At 61.3% G+C, this 13261-nt stretch carries 14 protein-coding genes and 1 pseudogene; 7 read left to right on the top strand and 8 right to left on the bottom strand.

Going from position 1 to position 13261, the window contains the following annotated elements; genetic code table 11:
* Positions 1-7: 7 nt before the first annotated feature.
* Positions 8-1033, top strand: a complete 1026-nt coding sequence (gene tdh / locus ACJ8MK_RS22735) for an L-threonine 3-dehydrogenase (protein WP_016929697.1) — start codon at positions 8-10, stop codon at positions 1031-1033.
* Positions 1034-1074: 41 nt separating this feature from the next.
* Here tdh and ACJ8MK_RS22730 read toward each other — a convergent pair whose 3' ends face one another.
* From ACJ8MK_RS22730 to gpmM, 3 genes are read right to left on the bottom strand one after another with little or no spacing between them, the layout of a single operon-like run.
* Positions 1075-2028, bottom strand: a complete 954-nt coding sequence (locus ACJ8MK_RS22730) for a divergent polysaccharide deacetylase family protein (protein ID WP_033649728.1) — start codon at positions 2026-2028, stop codon at positions 1075-1077.
* A 2-nt stretch (positions 2029-2030) separates the two neighbouring features.
* Positions 2031-3365 carry a murein hydrolase activator EnvC gene (gene envC, locus ACJ8MK_RS22725; protein WP_033649727.1) on the bottom strand — a complete coding sequence of 445 codons (1335 nt, stop codon included), beginning with the start codon at positions 3363-3365 and terminating at the stop codon, positions 2031-2033.
* Between the two features lie 9 nt (positions 3366-3374).
* The gene (gene gpmM, locus ACJ8MK_RS22720; protein ID WP_442518079.1) at positions 3375-4919 is read right to left on the bottom strand and encodes a 2,3-bisphosphoglycerate-independent phosphoglycerate mutase; all 1545 of its coding nucleotides are present in this window, start codon (positions 4917-4919) and stop codon (positions 3375-3377) included.
* 297 nt (positions 4920-5216) lie between these two features.
* Here gpmM and ACJ8MK_RS22715 point away from each other — a divergent pair, with 297 nt between their 5' ends.
* The 5 genes from ACJ8MK_RS22715 (at position 5217) to cysE (ending at position 8400) form a co-directional block, all read left to right on the top strand.
* On the top strand, positions 5217-5651 hold the full coding sequence (locus ACJ8MK_RS22715; RefSeq protein ID WP_033649725.1) for a rhodanese-like domain-containing protein: 435 nt from the start codon (positions 5217-5219) through the stop codon (positions 5649-5651).
* A gap of 28 nt (positions 5652-5679) precedes the next feature.
* On the top strand, positions 5680-5928 hold the full coding sequence (gene grxC, locus ACJ8MK_RS22710) for a glutaredoxin 3 (protein WP_004931142.1): 249 nt from the start codon (positions 5680-5682) through the stop codon (positions 5926-5928).
* 57 nt (positions 5929-5985) lie between these two features.
* A complete protein-coding gene (gene secB / locus ACJ8MK_RS22705) occupies positions 5986-6456 on the top strand; it encodes a protein-export chaperone SecB (RefSeq protein WP_004931139.1) in 471 nt (156 codons plus the stop codon).
* On the top strand, positions 6456-7475 hold the full coding sequence (gpsA, locus tag ACJ8MK_RS22700; protein ID WP_103799368.1) for an NAD(P)H-dependent glycerol-3-phosphate dehydrogenase: 1020 nt from the start codon (positions 6456-6458) through the stop codon (positions 7473-7475). The genes secB and gpsA overlap by 1 nt, the downstream gene beginning before the upstream one ends.
* 103 nt (positions 7476-7578) lie before the next feature.
* Positions 7579-8400, top strand: coding sequence for a serine O-acetyltransferase (gene cysE, locus ACJ8MK_RS22695; RefSeq protein WP_004931135.1), 822 nt, complete (start codon positions 7579-7581; stop codon positions 8398-8400).
* A 61-nt stretch (positions 8401-8461) separates the two neighbouring features.
* Here the strand turns inward: cysE and ACJ8MK_RS22690 are convergent, their stop codons facing one another.
* The 5 genes and pseudogenes from ACJ8MK_RS22690 to cpxR form a co-directional block, all read right to left on the bottom strand.
* A complete protein-coding gene (locus ACJ8MK_RS22690; protein ID WP_033654532.1) occupies positions 8462-9133 on the bottom strand; it encodes a DUF3313 domain-containing protein in 672 nt (223 codons plus the stop codon).
* Between the two features lie 104 nt (positions 9134-9237).
* A complete protein-coding gene (locus ACJ8MK_RS22685) occupies positions 9238-9813 on the bottom strand; it encodes a CHAD domain-containing protein (RefSeq protein WP_243403136.1) in 576 nt (191 codons plus the stop codon).
* Positions 9814-9977: 164 nt separating this feature from the next.
* The gene (gene trmL / locus ACJ8MK_RS22680) at positions 9978-10451 is read right to left on the bottom strand and encodes a tRNA (uridine(34)/cytosine(34)/5-carboxymethylaminomethyluridine(34)-2'-O)-methyltransferase TrmL (RefSeq protein ID WP_033636451.1); all 474 of its coding nucleotides are present in this window, start codon (positions 10449-10451) and stop codon (positions 9978-9980) included.
* Positions 10452-10494: 43 nt separating this feature from the next.
* Positions 10495-11887, bottom strand: a pseudogene (cpxA, locus tag ACJ8MK_RS22675) (envelope stress sensor histidine kinase CpxA).
* Entirely contained in the window at positions 11884-12582 is a 699-nt protein-coding gene (gene cpxR, locus ACJ8MK_RS22670) for an envelope stress response regulator transcription factor CpxR (protein ID WP_442518078.1), read from the bottom strand. Before cpxR ends, cpxA begins: the two are co-directional and overlap by 4 nt.
* A 148-nt stretch (positions 12583-12730) precedes the next feature.
* Here cpxR and cpxP point away from each other — a divergent pair, with 148 nt between their 5' ends.
* Positions 12731-13210: a cell-envelope stress modulator CpxP gene (gene cpxP / locus ACJ8MK_RS22665; protein WP_004931122.1), complete on the top strand. Its 480-nt coding sequence runs from the start codon at positions 12731-12733 to the stop codon at positions 13208-13210.
* Positions 13211-13261: the final 51 nt, after the last annotated feature.

Below are 13261 nucleotides of genomic sequence, written 5' to 3'. Positions count from 1 at the left end.
TAAAACCATGAAAGCACTGTCAAAACTGAAAGCGGAAGAAGGGATTTGGATGACCGACGTGCCTCAGCCGGAGCTGGGCCACAACGACATCATGATCAAAATCCGCAAAACCGCGATCTGCGGCACCGATGTGCATATCTACAACTGGGACGAGTGGTCGCAAAAAACCATTCCGGTTCCGATGGTGGTCGGCCATGAATACGTCGGCGAAGTGGTGGCGATCGGTCAGGAAGTCAAAGGCTTCAGCATCGGCGATCGCGTGTCCGGCGAAGGCCACATCACCTGCGGCCATTGCCGCAACTGCCGCGGCGGCCGCACGCACCTGTGCCGCAACACCGTCGGCGTGGGCGTGAACCGTCCGGGCAGCTTTGCGGAATACCTGGTGATCCCGGCGTTCAACGCCTTCAAGATCCCGGATAACATCTCCGACGAACTGGCTTCGATCTTCGATCCGTTCGGCAACGCGGTGCACACCGCGCTGTCGTTCGATCTGGTTGGGGAAGACGTGCTGGTGTCCGGCGCCGGCCCGATCGGCATCATGGCGGCGGCGGTGTGCAAACACGTCGGCGCTCGCCATGTGGTGATCACCGACGTTAACGAATACCGCCTGGAACTGGCGCGCAAGATGGGTGTGACCCGCGCGGTGAACGTCAGCAAGGAAAACCTCAGCGACGTGATGGCCGAGCTGGGCATGACCGAAGGGTTCGACGTCGGTCTGGAAATGTCCGGTGCGCCGCCGGCGTTCCGCACGCTGCTCAATGCGATGAACCACGGCGGACGCATCGCCATGCTGGGCATTCCGCCTTCGGATATGTCGATCGACTGGAACCAGGTCATCTTCAAAGGGCTGTTTATCAAAGGGATTTACGGCCGCGAAATGTTCGAAACCTGGTACAAGATGGCGGCGCTGATCCAGTCCGGTCTGGATTTGACCCCGATCATCACCCACCGATTCTCGATCGACGAGTTCCAGCAGGGCTTCGACGCCATGCGCTCCGGCAAGTCGGGTAAAGTGGTGCTGAGCTGGGATTAATCTCTGCAGACGTGACAAGGGCCGGAATTCCGGCCCTTTTTTTACGCTTGCGGTTTGGCTTGCGTCCAGTGCTGCCAATGACGCTTGATGAAGGTCACCGGTGGCGAGGTGGCGATGCTGTCGGCGATGACGCCCAGTGCGGTGCCGGCGTTGGTTTTTTCCTTCGGCGGTTTGACCTTGCACTGCTTGATGCCGCCGCTGAACGGGTTCTTCGGCTGCGGCTTTTGCGGTTTGACCGGCGGTGGGACGTAGCCGCCGCCACCGTTGCCCTGCGGTTCGTTCAGCAGCGCGCTCGGCTTGACCAGCACGATATCGGCGGGCAGCGACGGCAGCATCTGCTGCAGCACCTTCACCGTCGCCGGGCGCGGGTGGCCGATGGCGATGGCGGAGCCGTTGCGCCGCGCCAATTCGACCGCGCGGTTGAACTGGCGGCGGATGTCGGCTTCGTTCGCGGTATCGTCGAGGAACACCTTGCGTTTGATCACCTTCACGCCGGTGCCGGCCGCGGCGCGGGTCGCCTGGCTGCTGCCGATGGTCATGCTGTCGAGGAAATACAGGCGGTAGCTTTCGAGCGCCTGCATCACTTTCTGCATGCCCGGCAGGCTGGAGGTCATGGCGCTGCCCATGTGGTTGTTCATGCCGACCGCGTAGGGCACGTTGTTCACCGCGTTGCGGATGATGCGCTGGATCTCGTCGCTGCTCATGGAAGGCTGCAGGGTATCGCGCTCCAGCGGCTGCTTGCTGAGCGGCGCCATCGGCATGTGGATCAGCACTTCGCGGCCCTGGCTGTGGGCGCGGGTGGCCATCAGGCGGGCATGCGGCGCGTTGGGCAACACCGCGACCGAGATCGCCGTCGGCATTTGCAGCACCGCGTTTTCTTCGTGAGGGCGGTAGCCCACGTCATCGATGACGATGGAGAGTTTTCCTGCCTGTGCAGCGTAAACCTGCAGCAGACAGCCTATTAACAGAGCTGTACGGGTTTTGACATAGCGCAAATCTATCTTCCCAACCACGGCAGTGGGTTAACCGCCTGTCCCTGACGACGGATTTCGAAATAGAGCGACGGCGTTCCCTGGCCGCCGCTGGTGCCGACCAGAGCGATCGGCTGGCCGGCGCGCACCTGCGCCCCGACGTTGACCAACGCGCTCTGGTTGTAGCCGTACACGCTCATGTCGCCTTTACCGTGTTCGACCACCACCATCAGACCATAGCCCTGCAGCCAGTCGGCCAGCAGCACGCGGCCATCGGCGACGGCTTTCACTTCGCTGCCTTCGCGGGCTTCGATCACCATGCCTTTCCAGCGTAGCTCGCCCTGCTGCTGTTCGCCAAAGCCGTGCAACGTGCGGCCGCGCACCGGCCACATCAGTTGGCCGGCCGGACGACCGAGGCCGCCGGTTCGTGCCATCAGCGAGCGATCGGCTTCGCTAGGTTTGTAGGTAGTGCCGGTTTTCTTCGCCTGCTGTTCCTTGATGCGCACCTGTTCGCGCACCTTGGCCGCTTCACGCGCTTCGCGTTCGGCGCGCGCACGGGCTTCGCGCTCCGCCCGGGCGATCTTGTCGCGCATGCGGGCTTCGTTCTGGCGCAGTTCCACCAGGCGTTGTTGGTCTTTTTCCAGCGAGGCTTCCAGCGCGGTCAGCGTTTTCTTGCGGGCGCCGCGCGCCTGCTCCAGCTTCTGCTGCTGCGTCTGTTGCTCGCCCAGTAAGGATTTTTGCTGGCCCTGTTTGGCCACCAGCGTGGTTTTTTGCTTCGCCAGCTCGGCGCGGGTCTGCTTCAGCTCTTCGATGGTTTTCTGACGCGCTTCGTTCAGATAGCCGAAATAGGCCAGAATACGTTCGCTGCGCTGGCTTTCTTCACCGCTGAGGATCAGCTGCACGGCGCTGTGCTGCCCTTGCCGGAAGGCGGCGTCGAGCTGTTTGGCGAGGAGGTTTTGTTGGGTTGATTGCTGCTTTTGCAGTTTGGCTATCGAGGCGTTCAGGCCGGCAATGTCCTTGCCCAACTGGGTGAGCGTGCTCTGGGTGTCGCGCAGCTGGCGGCTGGCCTGGGCGATGGTTTTTTCCTGCTGACGCAGCTGATCCTGCAGCGAGCTGCGCTGCTGTTGCTGCTGCTTCACCGCCTTTTCTTTCTCGGCGATGCTCTGCTGGATGTCTTTCAGCTGGGATTTATTGTCCTCCGCCGCCTGGCCGGCGAGCGGCAACAGCAAGACGCCAGCGCAAAATACGCTGGCGCACATGGCGGTGAACGTCCTTGGCGCGGTGCGTTCAGGCAGCGGCCGGCTGCCTGCGTTTGCGCTTCGGGTTACCCTTGATAGTGCAAAAAACGCCTTCTCCCTCATGGAGAAGGATTATTCCACGATGAACAGCGGCTTACCAGTCATCTCTTGCGGGATTTCCATTCCCATCAGCGTTAACAGGGTTGGCGCGATGTCCGAAAGCTTGCCGCCTTCGACCGCCCGCGCCGGTTTACCGACGTAAATCAGCGGCACCGGCAGGCTGGTGTGGGCGGTGTGCGCCTGGCCGGTGGCCGGATCGCGCATCTGCTCGGCGTTGCCGTGATCGGCGGTGATCAGCAGCTGACCGTCGACGTCGCGCACCGCATCAACCACCTGGGCGATGCAGGCGTCCAGCGTTTCCACCGCTTTGACCGCCGCTTCATATACGCCGGTATGCCCCACCATGTCGCCGTTCGGGTAGTTGCAGATAATGGCGTCGTATTTGCCGCTGCGGATGGCGCTCAGCAGCTTGTCGGTCAGCTCGGCGGCGCTCATCTCCGGCTGCAGATCGTAGGTGGCGACCTTCGGCGAGTTGACCAGCACGCGGTCTTCGCCCTTGAACGGCGCTTCCACGCCGCCGTTATAGAAGAAGGTGACGTGGGCGTATTTTTCGGTTTCCGAGATGCGCAGCTGGGTTTTGTCGTGCTTCATCAGCCATTCGCCGAAGGTGTTGGCCAGCGACGCCGGCGGATAGGCGCAGGCGGTCGCGATGTCGGCGGCGTATTCGGTCAGCATCACGAAATCGCCGAACTGCACCTGTTTGGCGCGCGGGAAACCGTCGAAATCCGCGTTCACGAAGGCGCGGGTGATCTGGCGCGCGCGGTCGGCGCGGAAGTTCATGAAGATCAACGCGTCGCCGTCCTGCATCGCGGCATCGGCCTCACCGGCGGCGCGGATCACGGTCGGTCTGACGAACTCGTCGTTTTCACCGCGCTGATAAGCGGCCTGCAGCCCGGCGATCGCATCCTCGGCCACGGCGTCGCCTTTGGCCGCGGTCAGCAGGTCATAGGCCAGCTGCACGCGATCCCAGCGGTTGTCGCGGTCCATCGCGTAGTAGCGGCCGATCAGCGAGGCGATGCGCCCGACGCCCAACGCGGCGAAGGCGTCGCGGCAGCGTTGCAGCGGGGCTTCGGCGCTGCGCGGCGGCGTGTCGCGCCCGTCGAGGAAGGCGTGCAGATAAACGGCTTTGGCGCCGCGTTGGGCGGCCAGCTTGATCATGGCCAGAATGTGCTCGTCATGGCTGTGCACGCCGCCCGGCGACAGCAGGCCCATGATGTGCACCGCCTTGCCGGCCGCTACGGCCTTATCGATCGCGGCGGTCAGCACCGGGTTGGCGAAGAAGTCGCCGTCGGCGATCGCTTTGTCCAGCCGGGTCAGATCTTGGTACACGATGCGCCCGGCGCCCAGGTTGACGTGGCCGACTTCGGAGTTGCCCATTTGCCCATCGGGCAGGCCGACATCCAGCCCGGAGGCGGCGATCAGCGTATGCGGCTGCTCCCGCCACAGGCGATCCATCACCGGAGTGCCGGCGTTCAGGATCGCGTTGTCCTGCCGCTCTTCACGGTGGCCGTAACCGTCCAGGATCACCAGAACCATCGGTTTTTTGTTGCTCGACATTGCATTGACCTCTTATGAACTTTTTAAGCTGCGAATAGCCATGCGCCCGCCGCAAGCATGGCTATTCACCCTCGAAAAACCGGCTGATTTTACATCGCCGCCGGCGATAAATAGCCCAAAGAGATCAAGGTTGCGGCGAATCGCGCGGGCTTTTATGCTCTGACGTCGGGAATTTCTCAGCGCAGCCCGCAGTTTCTGCAATCGCGCTTGCTTATTGGCTGTATTTGCCGCACTCGGCAGGTATACTCTGGAACCTTGACTTATTTATCCCTTAACTGACGGGAGTTGTTACACCCCATGCTGCAAGAAATTATGCCATTCGTAAGCAGACACCCTATTCTGAGCCTGGCTTGGATCGCTCTGCTGGTCGCCGTGATCGTCATGACCTTCAAAAGCCGTTTCTCCAAGGTCAAAGAGATCGCCCGCGGTGAAGCTATTCGTCTGATCAACAAAGAAGAAGCCGTGGTGGTCGACACCCGCAGCCGCGACGATTTTCGCCGTGGTCACCTGGCCAACGCCATCAACCTGACCGCCAGCGAAATCAAAAGCGGCAGCCTGGGCGAGCTGGAAAAACACAAAGCGCAGCCGATCATCGTCGTGTGCGCCAACGGCACCGCCTCCCGCGAGCCGGCGGAGAACCTGAGCAAGGCCGGTTTTGAAAAGGTGACTATGCTGAAAGACGGCATTTCCGGCTGGAGCGGAGAAAACCTGCCGCTGGTGCGCGGTAAGTAACCGTTTAACCTATTTGAGGTGGCAATCCATGGCTAACATTGATATCTACACCAAAGCGACCTGTCCGTTCTGCCATCGCGCCAAGGCGCTGTTGAACAGCAAGGGCGCGGCGTTTAACGAGATCGCCATCGACGGCGATAACGCCAAGCGCGAAGTGATGATCGAGCGCAGCGGGCGCACCACCGTGCCGCAGATTTTCATCGATGGCCGGCATATCGGCGGCTGCGATGATTTATATGAACTCGATGCTCGCGGCGGCCTGGATCCACTGCTTTAAGCAGCTTGCCGGTTCACCGAGTGTCAATAAGGACGTTTAACCAAGGGTATTACTCACATGTCAGAACAAAACAGCACCGAAATGGCTTTCCAGATCCAACGTATTTATACCAAGGACATCTCTTTCGAAGCGCCGAATGCGCCGCAGGTTTTCCAGCAGGAATGGCAGCCGGAAGTTAAACTTGATCTGGATACCGCGTCCAGCCAGCTGGCTGACGAAGTGTATGAAGTGGTACTGCGCGTAACCGTGACGGCGACCCTGGGCGAAGAGACCGCGTTCCTGTGCGAAGTGCAACAGGCGGGCATCTTCTCGGTAGCAGGCATCGAAGGCACGCAGCTGGCGCATTGCCTGGGCGCATACTGCCCGAACATCCTGTTCCCGTATGCGCGCGAGTGCATCACCAGCCTGGTTTCCCGCGGTACGTTCCCGCAGCTGAACCTGGCACCGGTCAACTTTGACGCGCTGTTCATGAACTATCTGCAGCAGCAGGCGGAAGGCGAAGGTGCCGCACCACATCAGGATGCCTGATGAACACCGTCAATGCTTCAATGACTGTCATCGGTGCCGGCTCGTACGGCACCGCATTGGCCATTACGCTGGCGCGTAACGGCCACACCGTGGTGCTGTGGGGGCATAACCCCGCGCAAGTTCAAACGTTGCAGCAAAATCGCTGCAATCAGGCGTTTCTGCCCGACGTTCCCTTCCCCGATACCCTGCTGCTTGAAGCCGATTTGGCGCGGGCGCTGGCGGCCAGCCGCGACGTGCTGGTGGTGGTGCCGAGCCACGTGTTCGGTGACGTGCTGCGCCAGCTGAAGCCGCATCTGCGCCCGGACGCCCGCATCGTGTGGGCTACCAAGGGGCTGGAAGCGGAAACCGGCCGGTTGCTGCAGGACGTAGCGCGTGAGGCGCTGGGCGAGGCGATCCCGCTGGCGGTGCTCTCCGGGCCGACGTTCGCCAAAGAGCTGGCCGCCGGCCTGCCGACGGCGATCGCGCTGGCGGCGACCGATGCGCAGTTCGCCGACGATCTGCAACAGCTGTTGCACTGCGGCAAGAGCTTCCGCGTCTACAGCAATCCCGATTTCATCGGCGTGCAGCTTGGCGGCGCGGTGAAGAACGTGATCGCCATCGGCGCCGGCATGTCCGACGGCATCGGTTTTGGCGCCAACGCCCGCACCGCGTTGATTACACGCGGGCTGGCGGAAATGAGCCGTCTGGGTTCTGCGCTCGGCGCCGATCCTTCGACGTTCATGGGCATGGCGGGGCTGGGGGATCTGGTGCTAACCTGCACGGACAACCAATCGCGCAACCGCCGCTTCGGCATTATGCTGGGGCAGGGCAAAGGCGTGCAGGAAGCGCAGGACAGCATCGGTCAGGTGGTCGAGGGCTATCGCAATACCAAAGAGGTGTTGGCGCTGGCGCAGCGGCACGGTGTGGAAATGCCGATCACCGAACAGATTTATCAGGTGCTTTACTGCCATAAAGACGCCCGCGAAGCGGCGCTGAGCCTGCTGGGGCGAGCCCGAAAGGACGAAAAACCCAGCGCGTGACATAAAACGATATGTCGGGGCAGCATGCTGACCCCGCTAATGACCTGGGCCGCTTCGCGCTACCGTGTGAAGCGGCCCGTTTGGCAAGGCAGAGGGGAATGTGATGTCGTCAGAAGAGTTGGAACAGGTCTGGAACAGCATTAAATCAGAAGCGCGAGCACTGGCTGATTGTGAACCGATGCTGGCCAGCTTTTTCCATGCGACGTTGCTCAAGCACGAGAATCTGGGCAGCGCGCTCAGCTATATGCTGGCCAACAAGCTGGCGACGCCGATCATGCCCGCCATCGCGGTGCGCGAGGTGGTGGAAGAGGCCTACAAGTCCGACAACCAGATGATCGTGTCGGCGGCGCGCGATATCCTCGCGGTACGGCTGCGCGACCCGGCGGTCGATAAATACTCCACGCCGCTGCTTTACCTGAAAGGGTTCCATGCGCTGCAGGCTTACCGCATCGGTCACTGGCTGTGGCAGCAAGGGCGGCAAGCGCTGGCTATCTACCTGCAAAATCAAATTTCCGTCGCCTTCGGCGTGGACATCCACCCGGCGGCGACCATCGGCTGCGGCATCATGCTCGACCACGCCACCGGCATCGTGATCGGTGAAACGGCGGTGGTGGAGAACAATGTCTCTATCCTGCAGTCGGTCACCCTGGGCGGTACCGGTAAAACCAGCGGCGACCGTCACCCGAAAATCCGCGAAGGGGTGATGATTGGTGCCGGCGCCAAAATTCTCGGCAATATCGAAGTGGGCAAGGGCGCGAAGATCGGCGCGGGCTCGGTGGTCTTGCAGGCGATACCGCCGCACACCACCGCCGCCGGCGTGCCGGCGCGCATCGTCGGGCGGCCGGAGAGCGATACGCCGTCGATGGATATGGACCAATACTTTAACGGCACCAATCACGGCTTCGAGTACGGCGACGGCATTTGAGCGCCGTCTGTGCAGCCATTCAGGGGGAGCTTCGGCTCCCCCTGTGTTTTTCAGGCGGCGGTCAGCCCTGTTTCGGGAAGTTGGTGATATCGGTGACGATGTCGTCGATCGCCGCCTTGACGTCATCCGCCGTGACCGGCGTGCTGTCGTTGTTGACGGTTTTACCGTAGGCCTTGCGTACCACTTCCATCACCGTTTTACCGGTATCTTGGTCGATCAGCTCGCCTTCGATATACAGCGCGGTATTTTGCGTCCGGTGCCCGGTAGCAGCCATGGTGCTGGCGACCACGGCGGCGACCGGCACCACCTCATAGAATTTCATGTCTTCATTTTCGGCGGAAACGGCGGTGATGGCGAGCTTGGCCACCAGCACGCGCGAGCCCGTCGGGCTTGGCAGAATGGTGAAGCGGTTCTGCAGCGCGGTTTTGATCCGCTGGGTCGCGTAGGTCTTAATCTTGTTCAGCGTGTCCTGGCTGACGCGCGCCGTGGGTTTCTCCGCCGGGAAATAGACCACCGGTTGGAAATAGAGGCCGCGATAGTTGGATTCCTTGTAGCTTGGATCTATCCAGCGCAGCGTTTTATGGCCGCTTGGCGAGGTGGTTTCCTGCAGTTTGCTGTAATCGGACAAGAAGCCCGAATACTGCGACGTTTGGGTGACTTTGGACGAACAACCCGCCAGCAACAGGCCCGCTGCCAGAACCGCCATGGCAACGCTCAAGCGTTGTTTCTTCATATGGTTTCCTATGATGAGTGGTGATTACCCTTACAAAACATAGCGCATTATCTACGCCTCATCGGGCATTTTCGGGGCCGGGCGTGCCCTGCCGCGGCCTTTTTTCAGGATCGTGATGCGCCGCCGGTTTTCGCCGTCAGCGCCGATGATAAGGCGGCGAGCAAGTCGTCCGCCTTGGCCAGCGTCTGGCGTTGCTCAGCTTGCCACCGGGGCAACAAGGGCCAGAGATCCGCCTGATGTTCTGCCTGCAGGCACCAGACCTCACGATCGTGCCAGTCGCCGAGGGCGCTTTGCGCCGCCTTGAGGCCCGCCATCGCGGCGGGAGAGAGGGGAAGGCGTTGCGGATAGGCTTCGGCCGCGTAGCGCAGGCGCTTTATCAGCAGCCGCAGGCGGTGGCGATCGTAGCCGGTATCGGCCAATGCCCGGCGCAATTGCTGTTGCTGGCGCTGCAGGCGTCGGTTCAGGCGGTGTTTGGCGGTGCGTCGCGCCGTGCGGCGGAAGCGGCGCGGCCAGGCGTGCAACAGCGAGGGAAAGTCGATGATCTGCGGATGGGCGAGCAGTTGACGGTAGCGGGCCTGAAGATCGCTCTGGCGCACGTTGGCCTGCCAATCCAGGCGATGGCGCGCCAGTTCGGCGATCAGCACCTCGAGATCGCGCAACGGCGTCGTGAGCCTGCCCAACTCGGCGGCGGCCCGATCGAGCCGCGTTGCGCCTGTTGCAGCCGCAACAGCGCCTCGTTCAGCGCCGGCTCAAGCCGGCGAAGCTGGGTGACAATATCTGCGACGAAAGCCATGTGCCGTGCTCTGGAGAGGATGACCCTTTCAGTATGGCGCGTCGTCGCGGATTACGCCTTGATCAGCGCGCCGGCATAGTCCAGCTGCCGCCAGGCCTCATACACGACCACCGAGACGGCATTCGACAGGTTCATGCTGCGGCTTTGCGCCTGCATCGGGATGCGGATTTTTTGCTGCGCAGGCAGCGCATCGAGGATATCGGCGGGTAACCCGCGCGTTTCCGGGCCGAACAGCAGGTAGTCGCCGGCCTGATAGCTGACGGCGCTGTGCGCCGGCGTGCCTTTGGTGGTGAGGGCAAACAGCCGTTGCGGCTTTTCGGCGGCGAGAAAGGCGGCGTAATCGGCATGACGGCTGACGCGGGTGAACTCATGGTAGTCCAGCCCGGCGCGGCGCAGGCGCTTGTCGTCCCACGGGAATCCCAGCGGTTCGATCAGGTGCAGGTTAAAGCCGGTATTGGCGCACAGGCGGATGATATTGCCGGTGTTGGGTGGAATTTCGGGTTCAAATAAAACGATGTTCAGCATGTTGCAGGCCCCTCGTGAACGAGGGGCGCAGGATAGCAAACTCTTACTGTTCTGTCTTAGTCGACAAACGCTGATGATGCAGCGGCAGCCACAGCACCAATCGCAGGCCGCCAAGCGGGCTGTCTTCGGCCTTCACCCAGCCGCGATGTTGATTGACCGCCGCTTCGACGATCGCCAGGCCGAGGCCGGTGCCGCCGGATTCGCGGTCGCGCGCCTCGTCGGTGCGATAGAACGGACGGAAGATCTGCTCGCGGTCTTCGGCGCTGGCCGGGGCCGTCGTCGTCAACCTGGATGGTCACGCCCTGATTGTCGGCGCTGAACGCCACGGCGATGCGGGTGTGCGAATAACGCAGGGCGTTGCGCACGATGTTTTCCAACGCGCTGTCCAGCGCGCTCGCGTTGCCGAACAGCGTCCATGGGCCGGGCGGCGCGGTGATCTCCAACTGCTTGCCCATCTGTTCCGCTTCGAAACGGGCGTTGTCCAGCACGTCGGCCCACAGTTCGTTGGCCTTCAGCTGCTCGCGCGCCAGCTCGCTCTTCTGCTGACCGCGCGACAGCGCCAGCAGATCGTTGATCATCGAATCCAGCCGCTGCGCTTCGGTTTCGATGCGCGCCAGTTCGTGGCCTTCGCCGTGGCGGCGGCGCATCAGCGCGGTGGCCAACTGCAGGCGCGTCAGCGGCGTGCGCAGCTCGTGCGAGATGTCCGATATCAGGCGTTGCTGAGCATTCATCATGCGTTCCAGCGCGCTGACCATCTGGTTGAAACTGGCGCCGGTGGCCAGGAATTCCTGCGGGCCGGCCTCCAGTTCCGGATGCTGCTTCAGGTTGCCGCGCGCTACTTCATCGGCGGCGTTTTTCAGTTTGCGCGCCGGTTTCGCCAGGCTCCAGGCCAGCCACAGCAGCAGCGGGGCGCTGATCAGCATGGTGACGATCAGCAGCAGCAGCGGCCGGTCGAACATCAGGTTGATGAAATCGGATTGCGGGCTGTTGGCGGGACGGATCAGGTACAGCTGGTAGTTGTCTTCGCCGTCGCGCACCGCGAACGGCCCTACCAGCTCGACGCGGCCGTACTTTTTCTTCTTCGGATGATCCGAGTTGTCGGATTGGCCGATGAAGTTGCGGACGATCTGCATTTCATTGCGCTGCGCGCCGATCACCCGGCCTTCGCTGGTGACCAGCAGCAGGCGTTGGCCCGGCGGCGCCCATTTGTCGATGGCGCGGAACAGGCGGCGCCACCACATCAAATCGTTGGCCGGATCGTTTTGCAACTCGGCCTCGACGTGCTGTTCCAGCATCAATCCCTGCCGTTGTTCACTGTCGAGCAGCGAGGTCATTTGGCGGGAGTCGAGCTTGGGCACCATCAGCACCAACATTAGCACCAGGGCTAACGTGAACCAGAAAATGGCGAAGATGCGTGCCGTCAAACTGTTGATCATGTTGCAGATACCATCAAATAACCACGCCCGCGCAGGGTTTTGAACCACGGATGCCCGTCTTTGCGATCCGGCAGCTTACGCCGCAGGTTGGAGATGTGAATGTCGATGGCGCGATCGAACGGTGTCAGGCGTTTGCCCAGCACTTCTTGGCTCAGCAGTTCGCGCGACACCACCTGGCCGAGATGCTGCGCCAGCAGGTAAAGCAGGGTGAATTCGGTGCCGGTCAGATCCAGCACTTGGCCGTCGAAGCTGGCCTCCTGGCGACCGGGGTTCAGCTGCAGGCCATCGACATCCAGCGTCGGGGCGCCGCTGTCGACCTGCTGCTGCTGTTCGCTCCAGTTGGAACGGCGCAGAATGGCGCGAATGCGCGCGACCAGCTCGCGATCGTTAAAGGGTTTCGGCAGGTAATCATCGGCACCCAGCTCCAGGCCCAGCACGCGGTCCAGTTCGCTGCCGCGCGCGGTCAGCATGATGACCGGCGTCTGGTGATGTTGGCGCAGTTCTTTCAGCGTATCGATGCCGTTTTTCTTCGGCATCATGATGTCGAGCAGCAGCAGATCGACGGAGCTGTCCAGCAGCGACAACGCCTGCTCGCCATCGTGCGCGACGACGATATTAAAACCTTCCATTTCAAGCAGTTCTTTTAACAGCGAGGTCAACTCGCGGTCGTCGTCAACTAACAGAATCTTGTTCATTATGATTTACCTCCAGACGCAAAATACGTCATCAACTGTTGCCATTCCATGACTTTACGTAGTTTTACATGCACTGACGCAGGTTTTCAGGTGTAGCGGTACACTGCTCCTCGTTGATTCGCAAAGTGAGAAAGCTTGAGGAGTTGAAATGCGTAAGGTGACCGCATTAGTTATGGCATCACTGCTGGCAATTGGTTCGACCGCTGCCTTCGCTGCCGACACTATACCGGACACAGCCCAACCTCCCGGCAACGACGCGATGACCCGAATACCCGGCCAACACCATATGTTCGACGGTGTCAGCCTCAGCGAACAGCAGCGCCAGCAAATGCGCGATTTGATGCGCCAGGCCCGGCACGATCTGCCTGGTGTCAATGTAGCTGAAATGGAAGCCATGCATAAACTGGTGACCGCAGAGAAATTTGACGAAGCCGCCGTGTATGCCCAGGCGGAAAAGATGGCCCAACAGCAGGTCAAGCGCCAGGTCGAGATGGCCCGGGTGCGTAACCAAATGTATAACCTGCTGACGCCAGAGCAAAAAAGTGTTTTAGACCAGAAACATCAGCAGCGTATGCAGCAGATGGAGCAACAAATTTCTGGTTTGCAGCAAGCTTCTGCCCAGAAGTGAAGTACGACTGAGTAGTCCCCTGTTTTTCCTTGCCATAGACACCATCCCTGT

This window comes from Serratia sp. CY38905 (assembly GCF_052168875.1).
In the GTDB taxonomy this organism is placed as follows: Bacteria; Pseudomonadota; Gammaproteobacteria; order Enterobacterales; family Enterobacteriaceae; genus Serratia; species Serratia sarumanii.
This window is presented reverse-complemented; position numbering and strand designations above follow the sequence as displayed.